The 18554-nt window shown below is 42.4% G+C and carries 18 protein-coding genes; 5 read left to right on the forward strand and 13 right to left on the reverse strand.

The window, feature by feature from the left end; translation table 11 throughout:
* Window positions 1-125 precede the first annotated feature (125 nt).
* Both AAC855_RS12920 and AAC855_RS12925 read left to right on the forward strand, forming a co-directional pair.
* Window positions 126-1238 carry an acyltransferase family protein gene (locus AAC855_RS12920; protein ID WP_340610101.1) on the forward strand — a complete coding sequence of 371 codons (1113 nt, stop codon included), beginning with the start codon at window positions 126-128 and terminating at the stop codon, window positions 1236-1238.
* A 204-nt stretch (window positions 1239-1442) separates the two neighbouring features.
* The gene (locus AAC855_RS12925; RefSeq protein WP_340610102.1) at window positions 1443-1829 is read left to right on the forward strand and encodes a cupin domain-containing protein; all 387 of its coding nucleotides are present in this window, start codon (window positions 1443-1445) and stop codon (window positions 1827-1829) included.
* Here AAC855_RS12925 and AAC855_RS12930 read toward each other — a convergent pair whose 3' ends face one another.
* Window positions 1830-2519: a helix-turn-helix transcriptional regulator gene (locus AAC855_RS12930; RefSeq protein WP_340610104.1), complete on the reverse strand. Its 690-nt coding sequence runs from the start codon at window positions 2517-2519 to the stop codon at window positions 1830-1832. It lies immediately after the preceding gene.
* Between the two features lie 370 nt (window positions 2520-2889).
* Here AAC855_RS12930 and AAC855_RS12935 point away from each other — a divergent pair, with 370 nt between their 5' ends.
* A complete protein-coding gene (locus tag AAC855_RS12935) occupies window positions 2890-3753 on the forward strand; it encodes an alpha/beta hydrolase family protein (protein ID WP_340610105.1) in 864 nt (287 codons plus the stop codon).
* Between the two features lie 77 nt (window positions 3754-3830).
* Here the strand turns inward: AAC855_RS12935 and AAC855_RS12940 are convergent, their stop codons facing one another.
* The 12 genes from AAC855_RS12940 to greB all read right to left on the reverse strand — a co-directional run bounded on the left by AAC855_RS12940 (window position 3831) and on the right by greB (window position 14950).
* Window positions 3831-5030 carry a hypothetical protein gene (locus AAC855_RS12940; RefSeq protein WP_340610106.1) on the reverse strand — a complete coding sequence of 400 codons (1200 nt, stop codon included), beginning with the start codon at window positions 5028-5030 and terminating at the stop codon, window positions 3831-3833.
* Window positions 5031-5156: 126 nt separating this feature from the next.
* Window positions 5157-5912, reverse strand: coding sequence for an amino acid ABC transporter permease (locus AAC855_RS12945; protein WP_340610107.1), 756 nt, complete (start codon window positions 5910-5912; stop codon window positions 5157-5159).
* A gap of 1 nt (window position 5913) precedes the next feature.
* Window positions 5914-6651: an amino acid ABC transporter permease gene (locus tag AAC855_RS12950; protein ID WP_340610108.1), complete on the reverse strand. Its 738-nt coding sequence runs from the start codon at window positions 6649-6651 to the stop codon at window positions 5914-5916.
* Window positions 6652-6883: 232 nt separating this feature from the next.
* Window positions 6884-7744, reverse strand: a complete 861-nt coding sequence (locus AAC855_RS12955; protein ID WP_340610110.1) for an ABC transporter substrate-binding protein — start codon at window positions 7742-7744, stop codon at window positions 6884-6886.
* Between the two features lie 110 nt (window positions 7745-7854).
* On the reverse strand, window positions 7855-8571 hold the full coding sequence (gene phoU / locus AAC855_RS12960) for a phosphate signaling complex protein PhoU (protein WP_340610111.1): 717 nt from the start codon (window positions 8569-8571) through the stop codon (window positions 7855-7857).
* 26 nt (window positions 8572-8597) lie between these two features.
* Window positions 8598-9377, reverse strand: a complete 780-nt coding sequence (gene pstB, locus AAC855_RS12965; protein ID WP_340610112.1) for a phosphate ABC transporter ATP-binding protein PstB — start codon at window positions 9375-9377, stop codon at window positions 8598-8600.
* A gap of 21 nt (window positions 9378-9398) precedes the next feature.
* The gene (gene pstA, locus AAC855_RS12970) at window positions 9399-10325 is read right to left on the reverse strand and encodes a phosphate ABC transporter permease PstA (protein WP_340610114.1); all 927 of its coding nucleotides are present in this window, start codon (window positions 10323-10325) and stop codon (window positions 9399-9401) included.
* Between the two features lies 1 nt (window position 10326).
* Entirely contained in the window at window positions 10327-11301 is a 975-nt protein-coding gene (pstC, locus tag AAC855_RS12975) for a phosphate ABC transporter permease PstC (RefSeq protein WP_422824384.1), read from the reverse strand.
* Window positions 11302-11331: 30 nt separating this feature from the next.
* Window positions 11332-12372: a phosphate ABC transporter substrate-binding protein PstS gene (pstS, locus tag AAC855_RS12980; protein WP_340610118.1), complete on the reverse strand. Its 1041-nt coding sequence runs from the start codon at window positions 12370-12372 to the stop codon at window positions 11332-11334.
* 154 nt (window positions 12373-12526) lie between these two features.
* Window positions 12527-13537 carry an ATP-binding protein gene (locus AAC855_RS12985; protein ID WP_340610120.1) on the reverse strand — a complete coding sequence of 337 codons (1011 nt, stop codon included), beginning with the start codon at window positions 13535-13537 and terminating at the stop codon, window positions 12527-12529.
* A gap of 30 nt (window positions 13538-13567) precedes the next feature.
* Window positions 13568-14287: an osmolarity response regulator transcription factor OmpR gene (gene ompR, locus AAC855_RS12990; protein ID WP_340610121.1), complete on the reverse strand. Its 720-nt coding sequence runs from the start codon at window positions 14285-14287 to the stop codon at window positions 13568-13570.
* Window positions 14288-14464: 177 nt separating this feature from the next.
* Window positions 14465-14950 carry a transcription elongation factor GreB gene (gene greB, locus AAC855_RS12995; RefSeq protein WP_340610122.1) on the reverse strand — a complete coding sequence of 162 codons (486 nt, stop codon included), beginning with the start codon at window positions 14948-14950 and terminating at the stop codon, window positions 14465-14467.
* A 333-nt stretch (window positions 14951-15283) separates the two neighbouring features.
* On the opposite strand from greB, the gene AAC855_RS13000 reads away from it, so the two are divergent.
* Window positions 15284-17632 (forward strand): Tex family protein, encoded by a 2349-nt coding sequence (locus tag AAC855_RS13000; protein ID WP_340610123.1) that lies wholly within the window; start codon window positions 15284-15286, stop codon window positions 17630-17632.
* Window positions 17633-17900: 268 nt separating this feature from the next.
* On the forward strand, window positions 17901-18425 hold the full coding sequence (locus tag AAC855_RS13005) for a pyridoxamine 5'-phosphate oxidase family protein (RefSeq protein ID WP_340610125.1): 525 nt from the start codon (window positions 17901-17903) through the stop codon (window positions 18423-18425).
* Window positions 18426-18554: the final 129 nt, after the last annotated feature.

The following is an 18554-nucleotide window of genomic DNA, read 5'->3' on the forward strand; positions in this document are numbered from 1 at the left end:
CTCTTGTTTATAGCGATAATAATCTCCTTTTTACATACGATGAAGTCACTAATAATATTAATTTTTTAAAAAATCATTATTTGTAGTGATACACAGTTAAAACTTACATATTGAATGAGATGGATATGATGAAGCGATTTGAATCTTTGGATGCGGTCAGAGGAATCGGTGCTTTAATTGTTGTGACTGGTCACTTACATATTGTTGGTGCATTTACTGAACTTCATTTTTTTCGTACCTGTTATATTATTGTAGAGCTTTTTTTTGTACTTAGTGGGTTTGTGCTGACACATACCTATGCCTATAGAGATGTAAAATTCACTTCGTATATATCGTCTCGGTTCTTCAGAATATTCCCTCTTCACATATTAATGTTATTGATATTTATATTGCTGGAATTGTGCCGGTTATTGATTCAGAAAAATTCGGGCATTCATTTTGATGCAACACCATTTACCGGAAGAACCGCCCCTTCCGAGATTTTACCCAATCTCTTTTTAATTCAATCATGGACTCCCACAACACATTATCTCAATCTATCCTTTAATTACCCTACGTGGAGTCTCAGTGTCGAATTTTATACATATATTATACTGTATTTAACAATTATCATTTTTAGAAAAATGAATATTGCGCCTATAATATGGCTATTACTATCTGTAACCACTTTATGGCTGCTTGTTAGTGGCAATCATATGTTACAACAAGCTGTCACTCGAGGAGTATCAAGTTTTTTTGCTGGAGCATTTACCTATAGTATTTTCAGAATTTTCTCTGATATAAAAATAAACGCTATTACGGCAACTATTTTAGAAACTCTCTGTGTGGCATTTCTTATTTATTTTGTTAACTCTCAACACGAAGAAAAACAAATAATTTGTACCATCATTTATTGCCTGACTATTTTTATTCTGGCATATCAAAAGGGTGTCATTTCATCTTTTTTTCTTAACAAATATATGCAGCATTTAGGTAAGATATCCTACTCGATTTATATGGTTCACGTGGCAATAATATTAATTATTACAACAGTCATGTTTATTATCCAGAAAAAAACGGGTATAGAGTTAACTCAGCTCATCGCAGGAAGACGTACTTTGACTACCGGAAATATTTTCCTCAATAATTTACTGGCATTAAGCATCTATTTCATCGTCATCGTTACCGCAACCATTACATACAATAATATTGAAGCGAGATTTATGACATATAGAATTAAACCTTCATCTAATAAATAATAAAATTACCTTACGTTACTATCATAAATTTGAGGAAATATCCCATCACCCAATATAGGTAAAAATAGCAAAATCTTTAATACAAATGAGAGATTATTCGGATAATAATAAAAATTTATTTTTTTACATATGAATAAATGTTAAATTTTAATACTCAGTCAAAAAAGAGTAAAAAGCTCTCATTTAAAATATAAGGATGTCATTGTGATAGATTTTGCTAGTTTTTCTACAGAAGATGCCATCAAAGATGATGCAGTGGGTATTTCTGTCAGGCATATGATAAAAAAAGAAGGCTTAAATGCTTATGCGACGTCTATCAATGCCGGTAAAAAAGTCGGGTGCCATAACCACAGCAACGGAGATGAATGGTACATCATACTTTCTGGTGAAGGGGAAATATGGACAGGTGAGGTGGTAAACGATGATGTTCATGATGTCCAAAAAAAGCAGTTCTCCCAAGGATCTATTTTTTGTATTTATCCGAATACAGCACATCAACTTGTCGCTCATGAAAAGGTGGAGTTAATATTTTTATGCCCTGAATCCCACCTGTCCCACGATAGAGTATGCTTTTCTGATATATGTGAATAATTATTTTGCAAAAGTAATAGATTGTGATTCCCTGAAAAAACTTTCAGGGATATAGTTAGCGATGTTATTTTCATAACAATATGCAACTAAATCTTTTTTACACTTTATCCCTGTTTTTCGGTACACATTTTGAATGTGGTTAGTAATCGTTCTGTGAGATAGAATCAATCTTTCAGCTATGTCCCTAGTGGAAAAACCTTGTAGAATATAAAACACAATTTCCCACTCTCTTTTGCTAAAAAATGTAGACGGTGGGGTAAAAACTAATGATGTTTGTATATTTATTTTGCTTAGTTTCTCTAATGCTAGCGTATCCACTGGCCTTCCATGAAAAATGGTTCCTCTGCATGTTCCATTTTCATCAATAAGCGGATATTTATCGAAATACCACGGCTGGAGGTAAGGAAGATTTTGGAAGGGATGAATTTCAATAGAAGTAACCCTATCTAATAACATTTCAACTTTCCTGTCATGCTGTTGAAATTCCTCCTGAAAATTCGCAGTGGCCGCGGGTAGTTCACCATCAAAATGTCCCTCCACACTATATCCTTTAGGAAGAGAAAGTAATTCATGATATTTTTTATTAGCATATATAAATTTTGAGGTATGATCTTTCGCTCCCCATGGCTCATTACTCACTTCCCAAAATGTTATCAGTGGTTTGATTAAGTCTTCTACTGAACCGTTCATATGCTACCTTCTGAAAATTATCCCGCTGATTATTATTCTTTCTTACATTTATAATTAAAAATGATATTACTATAACTTTCATTGCTTATCACTGTCAGCCTAACTGTTAAAATGAGGAAATTCAAGAGATCAACAAAATAGATTTAAACAACTAATTATGAGTATTTATATACTTTGATTAGGTGTAAAATTTAATATCAGAATGGTGTTACATACCTAAAACACGCTCTAGCCAACAACAATAGGACTCTATTAATAAAATTAAAAAATAATAATTTAGTTAAAAATAAAGAAATATTATCATGAGATTAAATAACGTAAAAACTAAGATAGTTGAGTTTTTTGCAATTATCAATGAAATGGATACATTATGAAAAACATAGGATATATAAATAGTAAAGTGTACGATAATAAACAAAGTACATTTATACCTATTCACTTTTTTTATCCAACAACAGAAAAAGAGAAAACAGAAAAGTTCGGATTTTATGATATCTCCGTAGCAATAAACGCCCCAATTCACGGAGATAAAATACCTTTGATCGTTTTATCTCATGGCAGTGGCAGCTCACCTCTAACTCATCGAGATCTTATATGCTCGCTTGTTAAAGCCGGATATGCAGTATTAGCACCAGAACATCCGGGTAATTGTTATCTTGATAATTCTCTGGCCGAAACGTTAATCAATTTAGAAAACAGACCACGGCATATTAAATTAGTTATTGATCATATCATTACTAATCAATTAATAAGCAACCACTTATTAAAAGACAAGATAACATTTATTGGGCATTCAATGGGAGGCTATACCGGCCTTGCTGTTAGTGGAGGCATACCGGCTATACCACCGGAGAAAACAGAAGGTTCATCAGTTGAGAAAATTACCGTTCCATACGATAACCGTATTTGTGCACTGATATTACTGGCTCCGGCATGTGGGTGGTTTAATTACAAAGGTGCCTTAAATAATATCAATATTCCAATGCTATTGCTCACTGCGGAAAAAGATCATCTATCGGATATATTATGTACATCAGCTCTCGAAAATAATCCCAATGTTCAGCACAAAGTCATTGAAAACGCAGGACATCACTCTTTTCAAAGCCCATTCCCACCACATATGAGCAATATTAATTTCCCACCCTCTCAAGATCCTGCTGGGTTTGACAGAATCAAATACCAACCTACATTATGTGGCCAAATAAAAAAATTTATTTTTAAGATATATAATTAGTCAATATTTCATCTTGCAACAGTGATACTTCACTTGAGCTTGAGGTATCACTGTTGCAAGATTTTTCACCATAAATATTATAATTTCATCATCATCCGATGATATGCAAAAAAATAATGCAGTTCTCTGAGATAAGAATTGTAGTTTCTAGTGTTTAACATAAAGAATGTCAATAAAAAATCCATTGCTATAATATATAAAGAAATATTTCTATAGTCTATTATTCCCGCAATAAACTTCAATCCCAACAACAGGGAAAATAATACAAAAAAGAGATAATGTGCAGAAATCAGCATCTTAAAACCAAAAACAACGCCTTTGTGCGTTAGTAAAACAGAGAAAGAAGAAAATATTAATACTAATGCGATAATAAAAAACAAAATAGGAAGATCATTTTTGTTATCAAGACTAGATAGCAATATAAATGCTGTCATTACATAAGCCTTAACCAATAAAATCATAGATAACACTGTTTTTATCAAAATTTTTTTATTTATACTGAACAATAACAATCCATTATATTTACTTAACTTGTTATCATTCAGTAAATTCTTGTCATTATTTTTCATCCTCTGATTTAGCACATTAATTTCTTGAAAGGTTTTTCTTATATTTTCATTCAATACGCAATATTGCCAAATTATTTTTAACACACTCCTTTTTTTATTATTAACATCAGATTCACTTTCTTTTTTTTCTATTGATTTATTTATCTTATTTTGCAGGAGATCATTATTTATCTTATACCATAAGTTTTCCTTCATACTATGAGAAAAATGGTGACTATTAATAACAACTCGATTAGTGAAAAAGTTAAAAACTACTATTATTAACAAATGCCACTCGTGATGCATATAATAGATAAAATAATCAAGCATGAATATAAATATTGCAAAAACAATACCTAATGTATTCAGCACATTCAATGTCTTTAAAGCTAAGAGATGACCTTTATATGCGTATAGAGTTAAAGCCGAAGTGGCGGAAATAATAAATATATTAGCAGAGCGTTGGAAACCAGCAACATCTGAATCAAAATAGAACCCATAAAACACAATAATTAATATTATATAGGAAAAAATTATCAATATTGGAAATAATGCCTGTAGTAAACTTCCCCCTGAATAAGATGCGATAGAAACTTCTTTTTTTAGATTAATAAATTCCGGCTCATCCAATAATGATGAATCACCGTTTTTAACCTTTTCATCTATTTTTCCATGTAATTCTAAAAGTTGTTTAAATTGACTATTTGTCAATATACTTTTTATATTCATACTATATTCCAAAATTTAATTTACTTCCCTGCCAGGATACTTTTATTAAAATTAAAATATAATAGAGATAATAACTCCCCACTTCAACCGTGGAGAGTTAACAAGTGAAACAAGCCAAATATCTGGCTAACATTTAATATTAGCGTTAGAAACTATCGTTAATTCCTTTTTAGACCAGAACGTGAAAAATCCCTTCCTTTCACGTTTCACAGAGAAACGACGAGCCACATAGTTGGCAGTTAATTCCAGTGATAAACACATCACGAAATACACTAACGCGACAAATAAAAAGACTTCCATCGGGTAAACCATACTGCGGTTATTGACCTGTGTTGCCAGAAATGACAGTTCTGCCACGCCGACAATATAGGCCAATGAAGTATCTTTGATTAATGCGATCCATTGGTTGATAAATGAAGGCACCATCATGCGCAAAGCCTGTGGTAAAACGATATGCCACAAGACTTCCCAGCGATTAAAGCCCAAAGACAACCCTGCTCGCCATTGGCCTTCTCCGATTGCCAGAATGCCGGCTTTCACACCGTGAGCCAGATAGGAAGAGGTGATCAGAGCCAGTGCGCAGACAACCGTTGTGATTTCGGGAATTTCCATTCCCAGCACCACCGGCAACAGAAAGTAAGTCCAGAAAATCAGCATAATAACCGGTATAGCGCGGAAAAAACCTAACACCGCCGCCAGCAGGTTTGCCCAGAAGCCACGCAGCATCGCCAGTGCAACACCTGCAATAACTCCCAAAACAATGGAAATTGCTCCGGCCATCAGGCTGATTAGCAGTGTTAATGCAGCACCTTCCAGTGGCCCGTCAGGAAATGTGCCCCACAGCAGGTAGCGCCAGTTTTCAGCGATAACAGTAAAATCCATATCAATGCCCTCTCGCCAGTATTCTCTGCTGGCGCCACTGACCCCAGCCTTCCATCACCGCAATAATCACGATGTAAAGCACTGTCGCAACCCCAAACGCTTCAAATGTTTTCAGGGACTGTGTTTCTACCTGACGGGAAGCATAGGAAAGCTCAGCCACACCAATCGCCATCGTTAATGATGAGTTCTTAACGATAGTCATGTACTGCCCCAGTAGGGGCGGCATAGCAATTTTCAATGCTTGTGGCAGCACAACATAGCGCATCGCCTGCCAGCCAGTTAAGCCCAGTGCCTGAGCCGCATATTTTTGCCCACGCCCAATCCCCTGCATGCCTGCTCTCAGTTCTTCCGCGACAAAAGGCGCTGAATAGAGTGTCAAACCGATAAACCCGGCCAAAAACTCAAAGGAAGGCCACTCCAGTGTTAAACCTACCAAGTTGATTTCATGGGAAGTATTCAGCCAGATCATAGCGGCCTGAGGCAAAATCTGACCGGAGGCGAAATACCAGAAAAATAGTTGTACCAAAAGGGGAGTATTGCGGAATACCGAAGTATAGGCTGTAACCAGCCAGCGCAATGGCTTAATTTGGCTGTCCCGTGCAGCCGCAATGACAAAACCTAATAAGGTAGAAGAAGCAATAGTACAGGCAGAGATCCACACCGTGATCAGGAACCCTTGCCAGAGCCATTGCAGATATTCAGGCGACAGTAAATGCTCGCTGAGAAATTGCTCAAACATAACGCGTTCACCATAATAATATTCACCCTATACCCTATAGATTTCGAGCTGCATCGCGGCGGCAAGGGATCTCATCCTCAGGAACATAGAAAACCGTATGTTTATAAAAACGATGATCGGAGTGAGCGCAGCCAACAAAGATACAGCTTGAAAGACAACGGGTATACCAACAAACGACACAGCCCCGTACAAAGACGGGGCAGGTTTTCGCTGTCATTTCAGGAGTGATCGATTACTCTGCCTGATTGTTTAACGGAGCAAATCTGAAATCACCACGCGGCTGAGCCGATTTTGTTTCAGGGCCAAACCAGCGGTTATAAATTTTTTCTGCTTCGCCTTCTTTTTCCAGTTTCAGTAATGTCTGATTTACGGAATCAACCAAGCGGGCTTCTCCTTTTGAAGCAGCGACTGCCTGATATTCACGGGTAATACTGAACGGGGAAATTTCAAAATCCGCTTTTTGCGCCTCGGGCACATTGGCCAGCAGACCCACTAATTTGGCATCGTCCTGCGTGATCGCCTGAACATTACCATTTCTCAGTGCTGCAAATGCCAGCGGAGTATCGTCATAAGAGATGACTTTGGTTGTTGGATAACGTTCACGCAGCGTAATTTCCTGTACGGTCCCTTTATCTGCCCCGATACGCAGTTTAGCGATATCGTCCGGGTCAGTCAGAACACCTTTACGTGCAATGAATTTTTGCCCCGTGGCAAAGTAAGGAATGGAGAAATTCACCTGTTTTGCGCGCTCATCAGTTATCGTGAAGTTCGCGGCAATTAAATCAATTTTTTTGGATGAAAGGAGTGGAATACGGTTGGCGGGATTGGTCGGACGTAGCTCCAGTTTAACCCCCAGATCGCTGGCAATGGCATTAGCGATATCCACATCATAACCGGCCAGTTTTTTTGTTTCAGGGTCGATAAAACCAAAAGGCGGGTTACTGTCAAATACCGCAATACGAACGGTGCCCGCTTTTTTTATATCATCAAGTTTATCTGCCTTAGCGACACCTGAAGCTAATACCAGACCGGTCAGTAATGCAGTCAGTGCTATTCGGGATTGATTACGCCGAGATTGATTGCGGTATTTCATTGGACACCCCTGTTATCAATAATTGTTCATTGTTTAACAAAAGCTATCAATTTCGTCATAGCACATGAAATAATATAAAATGATATATTTATATCCTTTTGGAATAAAAATTACTCACCTTTTGTCAACAGCCCTTCCAGTTTATCGCCACCAATATGACGAAAATCCTGCCCCTTGACGTAATAGAAAATAAACTCACAGATGTTCTGACAGCGATCGCCGATACGTTCAATAGAGCGGGCACAGAAGAGTGCGGTCATAATACTCGGAATGGTGCGCGGATCTTCCATCATATACGTCATTAACTGACGGACAATCCCTTCATATTCCTGATCCACTTTCTTGTCTTCACGATAGATACGAATGGCTTCTGCCAAATCCATGCGAGCGAAGGCGTCCAGTACATCATGCAACATTCGGATGGTATGCCAGCCCAACGCTTCCAGACTGACCAGCAACGGCTGATGCTGCTGAGAAAATCTCTCCAATGCGGTCTGACAGATTTTATTCGCGCCATCACCAATGCGTTCAAGCTCCGCAATGGTTTTTGAGATAACCATAATCAGGCGCAGATCACTGGCAGCCGGCTGGCGCTTGGCAATAATCCGAACACAGGCTTCATCTATCGCCACTTCCATCATATTAACCTTCTGGTCGTCCTCAATGACCTGCTGAGCCAGCTCTCTATCCTGATTGTGCATCGCCAGAATCGCTTTGCTAAGCTGCTCCTCCACTAACCCGCCCATCGCCATAAGTTCAGTACGGATATGTTCCAGTTCAGCATTGAACTGGCCGGAGATATGCCTGCCGAAATTCAGATTGTCCATCTTTAGTTACCCCATTTCTGCCTTTATCAACCGTAACGACCTGTAATGTAATCTTCGGTCTGCTTCATTTTGGGTGTGGTGAACAAAATGTTAGTGTCACTGAATTCAATCAGCTCACCCAAGTACATAAAAGCCGTATAATCAGAACAACGTGCTGCCTGCTGCATATTATGAGTCACGATCACGACGGTATATTCCGCTTTCAGTTCGCTGATAAGCTCTTCAATACGCCCCGTAGAAATCGGGTCGAGGGCAGAGCAGGGTTCATCCAGCAATAAAACTTCCGGGCGAATGGCAATACCACGGGCAATACATAAACGCTGTTGCTGGCCTCCTGACAGGCTATAACCACTCTGATGCAGTTTGTCTTTTGTTTCATTCCACAATGCCGCTTTTGTCAGTGCCCATCGCACCCGTTCATCCATTTCCGCTCTTGAGAGTTTTTCAAACAAACGTATTCCAAACGCAATATTGTCGTAAATCGACATCGGAAAAGGTGTCGGTTTCTGGAAAACCATCCCCACTTTAGCCCGCAGTAAGGCGATATCCTGTTTATCGGCCAGAATATTTGTCCCATCAAGCAGGATTTCACCTTCTGCTCTCTGCTCACCGTACAGCTCATACATTTTGTTAAAGGTGCGCAGCAATGTTGACTTGCCACATCCTGAAGGACCAATAAAAGCAGTTACTTTATTCTGCGCGATATCTAACGTCACATTTTTCAGGGCATGAAATTTGCCATAATAGAAGTTCAGATCACGTACCTGAATTTTACTCCCTGCTACATCATTATTAACCTTATTCATCAACAGCTTCTCTCTTCAGTTTCAGAATTTCTTACTGGCAGATTTCTTTTTGGCAAACAAAACCCGAGCCAAAATATTAATCAACAACACACACAGGGTGATCAGCAAAACGCCGGCCCATGCCAATTGCTGCCAGTCAGAGAATGGACTCATGGCAAATTTGAAAATGGTGACAGGCAGGTTAGCAATCGGCTGGCTGAGGTCTGTGCTCCAGAATTGGTTAGAAAGGGAGGTAAACAACAAAGGCGCTGTTTCACCGGCAATACGGGCAATAGCCAGCAGGACGCCGGTAATAATGCCGGATATGGAGGCTTTTAATGTGATCGCTGTGATCATTTTCCATTTTGGTGTTCCCAGTGCATAGGCGGCTTCACGTAAGTTATTCGGCACCAGCTTCAGCATATTTTCCGTTGTGCGGATAACAATGGGAATTTGTAACAACGCCAGCGCAATAATCCCTGCCCAACCTGAGAAATGCTGCATCTTCATGACCACTATGGTGTAGACAAACAGCCCAACCACAATAGAGGGTGCCGAAAGTAGAATATCGTTAATAAAGCGAACCATTTCAGCCAGCAAAGAGCGACGGCCATATTCCGCCAGATAGATCCCCGCCATAATGCCTAAAGGTGTGCCAAATACCGTTGCCCAGAAAATCAGGAGCCCGCTGCCAACAATCGCATTTGCCAGCCCGCCTCCCTCACTGTTAGGGGGTGGCGTCATTTCAGTGAATAACGCCACGGACATACCATCAAGGCCTTTTGTGATTGTCGAAATTAAAATCCAGACCAGCCAGAACAGGCCAAATACCATTGTTGCCATAGACAGAAACAGGGCGAGGCGGTTTTTCTGACGCCGCCAAATTTGCCTCCGGTTACGGCTGACATCACCTTCTGAGCCAACACTATCATTCGTTCGCTTTGTTCGCTGCTTATCAGCTATCGCCATTTCAGCGCCCCTCATTTCTGGACAGACGCATGATCATCAATTTTGATAACGCGAGAACAATAAAAGTGATCACAAATAAAATCAGCCCCAGTTCCATCAGAGCGGAGGTATGCAGGCCCGGTTCCGCTTCGGCAAATTCGTTTGCCAGCGCAGAGGTGATACTGTTGCCCGGCATATAGAGCGAAAAACTATCTAACTGGTAGGTGTTACCGATAATGAAAGTCACCGCCATCGTTTCTCCTAATGCCCGCCCCAATCCCAACATCACGCCGCCGATGACACCATTCTTGGTGTAAGGCAGAACGATATGCCAGATCACCTCCCATGTTGTGCAGCCAACGCCGTAAGCCGATTCTTTCATCATGACCGGAGTCTGCTCAAAGACATCACGCATTACAGAAGCGATATAGGGAATAATCATAATGGCAAGAATGATCCCCGCAGCCAGAATACCGATACCGAAAGCCGGGCCGGAAAACAGTTCCCCTACAATGGGGATACCCGACAAAACTGCACCGACAGGCTGCTGAAAATAAGTAGCAAAAAGCGGTGCAAATACAAACAGCCCCCACATGCCATAAACGATACTGGGAATTGCCGCCAGTAACTCAATGGCCACACCAAGTGGCCGTTTCAGCCAGTTTGGGGCCAGTTCTGTCAAAAACAGCGCGATACCAAAACTCACCGGAACAGCAATAATCAGGGCAATGAGCGAGGTGATTAATGTGCCGTAAATCGGCACCAATGCGCCAAAGATCTCTGCCGGTGCATCCCAGTCTTTCTGCCACAGGAAAGCAATTCCAAACTGCTGCATACTCGGCCAGGAAGCAACAAACAGCGAAATGATGATCCCTCCCAGCAGGAATAGCGTCATCAACGCAGCCAGCCTGACCAGTACACTGAAAATGATATCGCCATACCTGTTCGGGGCTTTCTGCAAACTGGCTTTATGTTCTGCCATGCGTTCAATTCCCATTTGAGTTATCAGTTTCCACCCGCTAAAAAGCTAGTACAGGGCATTGCCGTGTTCACCCTTAATATTGCTTTTCCATGCAGCACGTACCTGTTTGATGACATCCTGCGGCAACACGGCATAATCCAGCGCTTTCGCCTGTTGGCCTCCATTCTCATAAGCCCAGTCGAAGAACTTCAGAACCGCGGCCCCATTTGCGCCATTTTTCTGCTGTTTGTGGATGAGGATGAATGTTGTTGAAGTGATTGGCCACGCATTCTCGCCCGGTTGATTAGTCAAATCCTGTGCGAAACTTTTACTCCAGTCAGCACCTCTTGCCGCCGCACTGAAATTGGCTTCAGAGGGAACAACCGTATTTCCGTCAGCGGTAATCAACCCGGTATAAGCAAGGTTATTCTGTTTCGCATAGGCATATTCAACATAACCAATGGAGCCGGGTAAACGCTGAACAAATGCGGCAATACCATCATTACCCTTTCCTCCCAGCCCGGTCGGCCATTTCACTGTAGAACCGGCACCGACTTTTGCTTTCCAGTCACTATTTACTTTGGAGAGATAACTGGTAAAGACAAATGAAGTGCCGGAGCCATCCGCACGACGAATAACGGCAATATCCTGATCAGGCAGTTTAAGATCCGGATTCAGTTTCGCAATGGCGGGATCATTCCATTTCTTGATGGTACCGAGATAGATGTCTCCCAGCGTTTTACCATCCAGCACCAGTTGGCCCGATTTGATATTCGGAAGGTTCACTGCCAACACAATGCCACCGATCACAGTCGGAAACTGGAATAAACCATCAGATGCCAGTTTTTCATCGGTGAGAGGTGCATCGGAAGCACCAAAATCAACCGTGCCAGCGATGATCTGTTTTACGCCACCCGAAGAACCAATTCCCTGATAATTGATTTTATTGCCTGTTTCTTTTTGATAGGAATCAGCCCATTTGGTATATATCGGTGCCGGGAAGGTTGCTCCGGCTCCTGTCAGGCTGGCCGCTGAAAATGAAGAGACAGATACCATAGCTGATGCTGCTGCCATCATACCTACTACAGTGAGACGCATTGGTTTCATACACCCTCCGCTAAGAGACACATCATTCATTAAAAACAACTGATAATCGTTTGGTTTTAAAAAAGATGATTCTGGAGGGAAAAATAAGTCACTTTGATGACAGCAAAATGTACGAATTATGACATTTTTATGACAGCAGTTCAGAATGAGGAACTCAGGAATCAACAGCCAATGGAATATAAGCGCGAATGGATAAGCCGCCCCTTTCGCTTCTGCCCACATCAAGATATCCATCATGCATGTCGATGATACGGCGGATAATAGCCAGTCCCAACCCGACGCCATTGTGATCATGGCGGTTATTCATGTTATGCGCTTTTCCCTGTCTGAAAGGCTGGAACAAAATATCAATGTCTTCCTTTGTGATACCAGCGCCATTATCTTCCACCTGAAACCAGCCGAATTTTTCAGTTTTTCCACTGCTGATGCCGATCCATCCATTGCCATAACGCTGGGCATTAGTGAGCATATTCGCCAGTACGCGCTTCACTGACAGAGAGTCAGCCATAATGAGAACCGGAAGAGTCGACAGGTTAGCTGCAATCGCCACTTTTTCTGCCTTTACCACTTCCTCAATGAGCAGATTCAATTCACAACGAGTTTTTGCCGTATCCTGCCCTGCCCGCTGATAATCAATGAACTGGCTAATAATTGCATTACACTCTTCAATATCATGATTCACCGACTCGCAAAGGAAATCATTTTTACCGTCAATCAGTTCTATCGCTAACCGTATCCGTGTCAGCGGTGTACGTAAATCATGGCTGAGACCTGCGATAAAAATAGCCCGATCATCCTCCAGCGATTTAAGCGCCACCAACATTTGGTTAAAGGCACGGATAACTGACCGGGTGCCAGATGTTCCCGATTCAGGTAATGGTGCGATGATTTTTCCTTTTCCGATCCTGATGATTGCCTGTTGTATGGCTGCCAAAGGGCGCCTTTGTGCCCGAAAGTAAAGCCAGCACATTGCGGCAACAAATAATACTGACAATAGTGTGCTGAACAGGATATACGGGAATACGGTGATAAATGAGATGCCTTCCCACCTTGCCAGCATGGTGGCAGGCAGATAACTGATCATCAGGCTGCTCAACGGCATCGCCAGTGCCCAGACCAGAGCACGGGAAAATCTATTATGCAGTGAGAGCCTGAACTTTTTCATAACGTACTTCCACTTATCCCTTATTACGATTTATGCTTTATTACCGTCAGGGACGAAAACATATCCCAACCCCCAAACGGTCTGGATATAGCGGGGATGTGCCGGATCTTCTTCAAGCAAACGGCGCAGACGGGAAACCTGCACATCAATAGAGCGTTCCGTTGCACCGTATTCCCTGCCCCGGGCCAGACTCATCAGCTTATCCCGCGATAACGGTTCACGGGGATGAGACACCAATGCTTTCAGTACAGAGAATTCACCACTGGTCAGAGGCAATTGTTCATCTTTATGGAACATTTCTCGCGTCCCGAGATCCAGTTTAAATTTACCAAACGTCACGACTGCGTTATCCGGTGTCAATGCGCCGGCTAATTCATTAGAGTGCCTGCGCAACACTGCGCGGATGCGTGCCAATAATTCCCGTGGATTAAAGGGCTTTGCCAGATAATCATCTGCTCCGATTTCCAGACCGACAATCCGGTCAACTTCTTCTCCTTTCGCAGATATCATGATGACAGGAATCGGGTTACTCTGACTCCTTAATCTGCGGCAGATAGAAAGCCCATCTTCTCCCGGCAACATTAAATCCAGTACAATCAATTGAATAGATTCTCTGGTCAATAAGCGGTCCATCTGCTCTGCATTTGCAACACAACGAACTTGAAAACCCTGCTCCGATAAGTAGCGTTCCAGCAATACGCGCAAACGCATATCATCATCAACAACAAGGATTTTATAACTCTCTTGCATGTTTCAGCTCCCAAGATGCTCCATGCCCGCAATATCCATTATTCTTACAGAAAATCCATGCTTTAAAACAACACTAACGCCATGTATTTTAAGAATATTCACATTATTGGCAATAATTGCTTATGTTTCTGTTTTTCATCCCTGTTTTCCTGAATCCCTGATTTACACCTACGGCTTTTATATTTCCGGTGGCTGATAACTGATTGCCAACACCCAGTAAACCGCCAGACCATTCGGCGTCATTACCGTGACTTCATCATCAACCCGCTTACCAAGCAGTGCTCTTGCCACCGGCGAATCAATGGAAATCCATTTTTTGGCCGGATCAAACTCATCCGGCCCCACGAGGCGGAAAATATATTCTTCGGCTTTTTCGTTTTCGACTTTAACCCATGCCCCAAAAAAAACTTTTCCTTCCTGTCGCGGGTCAGGGTCTACAATTTGCAAGACATCCAGTCTCTTAGATAAAAAACGTACGCGGCGGTCAATTTCCCTTAACCTTTTTTTACCATAAATATATTCTGCGTTTTCTGAACGATCCCCTAATGCAGCCGCATCAGAGACAGCCTGAGTCACTTGTGGGCGCTCAGTTTTCCAGAGGTACTTCAGTTCCTGATCAAGCGCCTGCCAGCCTTCTCGGGTAATATAGTTACTTTTGCCCATGAAAAACTCACTTGAGAAAATATGATTAATGGCGCAGTACTATATCTTAACCGGGCAGATATTCGATGAGTTCCATCGCAACATGACAGAAATATTATGCTATACCTGCCAGATTACGAGTTGTATCACAGCAGGAAATAATCAATCACTACGGTGGTTCAGTGCTCGCAACAAAACAGACAACCGAAAGATAAAAGGCATATACTGGAAATTATTGCGCTCTGTACGTATATAATGGAGTCAAGTTTGAACCCTGCCAGCATCCCGTTAAGGATGAATCTGGCACTGCCTGCTGATATCCGCAGGCACAGAGAAAGTTGAAGAAAATAGACTATGAATGAATCTTTAAGTCGAATTATTGCCGGTGAGCTACAGGCTCAACCCCAACAAGTTCTGGCTGCTATGACTTTACTTGATGAAGGAAACACCGTTCCCTTTGTTGCCCGTTACCGTAAAGAAGCAACCGGAGGTCTTGATGACACCCAGCTTCGCCAGCTTGAAAGCCGTCTTGGTTATCTGCGCGAACTGTCAGACCGCCGCCAGACTATCCTGAAATCTATTGAAGAACAGGGTAAACTGACGAATGAACTGGCTGAAGCCATTAATACCACGCTCAGCAAAACCGAACTGGAAGACCTCTACCTTCCTTATAAACCTAAACGCCGTACCCGTGGGCAAATTGCGATTGAAGCCGGGCTGGAGCCACTGGCAGATCTGTTGTGGCAAGACCCGCAGCAGGAGCCGGAATCCGCCGCTGCGGCTTATGTTAATGCTGACAACGGTGTTGCGGATACCAAGGCTGCCTTGGATGGCGCTCGCTATATATTGATGGAGCGTTTTTCTGAAGATGCGTCTCTGTTGGTGAAAGTTCGTGAGTACCTGTGGAAAAATGCCCACCTGACTGCCAAAGTCGTTGAAGGTAAAGAGGAAGAAGGCGCTAAATTCAGCGATTACTTCGATCATCATGAAGCTATCTCTTCTGTCCCCTCGCACCGCGCTCTTGCGATGTTCCGCGGACGCAATGAAGGCATCCTGCAACTGTCCCTGAATGCCGATCCCCAGTTTGAAGAAGCCCCTAAAGAGAGCTACTGCGAGCAGATTATCACTGACCACCTGAACCTGCGTCTGAACAGCGCACCGGCTGATAGCTGGCGCAAGGCTGTCGTGAGCTGGACATGGCGGATCAAAGTGCTGCTGCATATGGAAACAGAGTTAATGGGGACGCTGCGCGAAAAAGCAGAGAACGAAGCGATCAACGTCTTCGCCCGTAACCTGAATGATCTGATGATGGCAGCGCCTGCGGGTATGCGTTCCACAATGGGTCTGGACCCGGGTCTGAGAACAGGTGTAAAAGTTGCTGTCGTGGACTCAACCGGTAAATTACTGGCGACAGATACCATCTACCCACACACAGGCCAGGAAAATAAAGCAGCCGCCGCGGTTGCAGCGCTGTGCACCAGACATAATGTTGAGCTGGTCGCTATTGGGAATGGCACGGCATCCCGTGAAACAGAACGCTTCTTTGCCAATGTTCAGAAACAGTATCCTGCTGTGACCGCACAGAAAGTGATTGTCAGTGAAGCAGGTGCATCTGTTTACTCAGCCTCAGAACTGGCTGCTCAGGAATTCCCTGATCTGGACGTTTCACTGCGTGGCGCGGTTTCCATTGCCCGTCGTCTTCAGGACCCACTGGCGGAATTGGTGAAAATCGAGCCAAAATCCATTGGTGTTGGTCAGTATCAGCATGATGTCAGCCAGACTCAGCTTGCCAAAAAACTGGATACGGTGGTTGAGGACTGTGTAAACAGCGTCGGTGTTGATCTGAATACTGCCTCTGTTTCTCTGCTGACCCGTGTTGCAGGCCTGACCCGCTCTGTCGCCCAGAATATCGTCACTTGGCGGGATGAAAACGGTCGTTTCAACAACCGTGAAGAACTGCTGAAAGTTCGCCGCCTCGGGCCGAAAGCGTTCCTGCAATGTGCGGGCTTCTTGCGCATTAATCAGGGTGATAACCCGCTGGATGCTTCTACCGTCCACCCTGAATCCTACCCGATAGTTGAAAAAATTCTGTCTACAACAGAACAGACTTTACCGGAATTGATGGGTAACCCAGCGGCTTTACGTGATTTGAAGGCTCAGGATTTTACCACGGAAAAATTCGGTATCCCGACGATTACCGACATTCTGAAAGAACTGGAAAAACCGGGTCGCGACCCTCGCCCTGAATTCAAGACCGCCACGTTTGCCGACGGTGTGGAGACAATGAATGACCTGCGTGCAGGTATGATTCTGGAAGGCACTGTCACCAATGTCACCAACTTCGGTGCATTTGTTGATATCGGCGTCCATCAGGATGGGCTGGTACATATTTCCTCCCTTTCCGACCGGTTCGTGGAAGATCCACACACGGTAGTGAAAGCGGGCGATATCGTGAAAGTGAAGGTAATGGATGTTGACCTGAACCGCAAACGTATTGCTCTGACAATGCGCCTTGATGAGCAACCGGGAGAAGCTCCAGCACGCCGTAATAACGTTCAGGGAAATAACCGTCAGGAACGTAATGGCAATGAACGTAACCGAAATGGCAAAGGCCGCCAGAATTTCCGTTCATCCGGTTCCGCACAATTAACTAACAGTGCCATGAGTGATGCTCTGGCAGCCGCTTTTGGTAAAAAACGTTAATATTCTGCGGTAGTTCACTTTCAGAACTGGCTTAATTAAGCCAGTTCTGTCAGGCATAAAATACCTTAATAAATTAATACTATTTTCTATCATCACACGGCAATTTATTGCCAGTCTAAAGAATCTGAACACGAGAAATACCAGCCTGTCTTCATTAAGACTTCATATAACCTACCAAACAATTCAATAACCATTATTAATGATTACGATAAATTGTTTAAATAATTATAAATACAAATAATAAACTCAAATTGTTAAGGAATAATTTATGAATAAATATATCCAAAGCAGTTTTGACTTACTCAGCAATATAAGATTCTTCGGTCTTTCTACTTATGACCCGGACACAAAATCAACCTGGTCATCCACACTCTTTTATATTCCTAAATATAATCCATTAAGTTTAATCTGGTATTCAAAACAGGATACCCGACATTCTCAAGGAGTCAGTATCAACCCTCAGGTCAGCGGTACGATATACAGCAGCATCACCATGCCTGATTCCTCACTGGTACTTGCTGGCTCTCAGTTTACCGGCCATGCCCATCAGGTTCCCGACAGTAAACTACAGGAAACATACGATTACTTTTTCCTGCAAACTCATCCGGATGAAGATATCAGAAAGCAAAAATCGCCCCCGATTTCTGATTTTCATGGCGATGCAATACGCCGTTTCTATGAATTCAACGTTGAAGCATGGTGGGTGTATGACTTAACACTCTGGAGTGAACATCAGGATGATGCCCGAATCTCAATATCATTAAATGATCTACTTTATCCACCGAAAAATTAATAGAAAAATATATAACAACAAGTTCCATTTCTTATTGGAGCTTGTTGTTCATTTCCCTCAGATATTCTTTACATAACTTTAATTTTTAATTAAATCACCATTAAATTGATTAATATCAATTTATTCCGT

The sequence above is a fragment of the Xenorhabdus bharatensis genome, assembly GCF_037996705.1.
GTDB lineage: Bacteria > Pseudomonadota > Gammaproteobacteria > Enterobacterales > Enterobacteriaceae > Xenorhabdus > Xenorhabdus bharatensis.

Coding starts and splice junctions, on each gene's coding strand:
- AAC855_RS12930 (WP_340610104.1), bottom strand. CDS start 2,519: ATGAACGGTTCAGTAGAAGACTTAATCAAACCACTGATAACATTTTGG.
- pstC (WP_422824384.1), bottom strand. CDS start 11,301: ATGGGAATTGAACGCATGGCAGAACATAAAGCCAGTTTGCAGAAAGCC.
- ompR (WP_340610121.1), bottom strand. CDS start 14,287: ATGCAAGAGAGTTATAAAATCCTTGTTGTTGATGATGATATGCGTTTG.
- AAC855_RS12985 (WP_340610120.1), bottom strand. CDS start 13,537: ATGAAAAAGTTCAGGCTCTCACTGCATAATAGATTTTCCCGTGCTCTG.
- AAC855_RS12920 (WP_340610101.1), top strand. CDS start 126: ATGATGAAGCGATTTGAATCTTTGGATGCGGTCAGAGGAATCGGTGCT.
- AAC855_RS12940 (WP_340610106.1), bottom strand. CDS start 5,030: ATGAATATAAAAAGTATATTGACAAATAGTCAATTTAAACAACTTTTA.
- AAC855_RS12945 (WP_340610107.1), bottom strand. CDS start 5,912: ATGGATTTTACTGTTATCGCTGAAAACTGGCGCTACCTGCTGTGGGGC.
- phoU (WP_340610111.1), bottom strand. CDS start 8,571: ATGGACAATCTGAATTTCGGCAGGCATATCTCCGGCCAGTTCAATGCT.
- AAC855_RS12950 (WP_340610108.1), bottom strand. CDS start 6,651: ATGTTTGAGCAATTTCTCAGCGAGCATTTACTGTCGCCTGAATATCTG.
- pstB (WP_340610112.1), bottom strand. CDS start 9,377: ATGAATAAGGTTAATAATGATGTAGCAGGGAGTAAAATTCAGGTACGT.
- AAC855_RS13000 (WP_340610123.1), top strand. CDS start 15,284: ATGAATGAATCTTTAAGTCGAATTATTGCCGGTGAGCTACAGGCTCAA.
- pstS (WP_340610118.1), bottom strand. CDS start 12,372: ATGAAACCAATGCGTCTCACTGTAGTAGGTATGATGGCAGCAGCATCA.
- greB (WP_340610122.1), bottom strand. CDS start 14,950: ATGGGCAAAAGTAACTATATTACCCGAGAAGGCTGGCAGGCGCTTGAT.
- AAC855_RS12955 (WP_340610110.1), bottom strand. CDS start 7,744: ATGAAATACCGCAATCAATCTCGGCGTAATCAATCCCGAATAGCACTG.
- pstA (WP_340610114.1), bottom strand. CDS start 10,325: ATGGCGATAGCTGATAAGCAGCGAACAAAGCGAACGAATGATAGTGTT.
- AAC855_RS12935 (WP_340610105.1), top strand. CDS start 2,890: ATGAAAAACATAGGATATATAAATAGTAAAGTGTACGATAATAAACAA.
- AAC855_RS13005 (WP_340610125.1), top strand. CDS start 17,901: ATGAATAAATATATCCAAAGCAGTTTTGACTTACTCAGCAATATAAGA.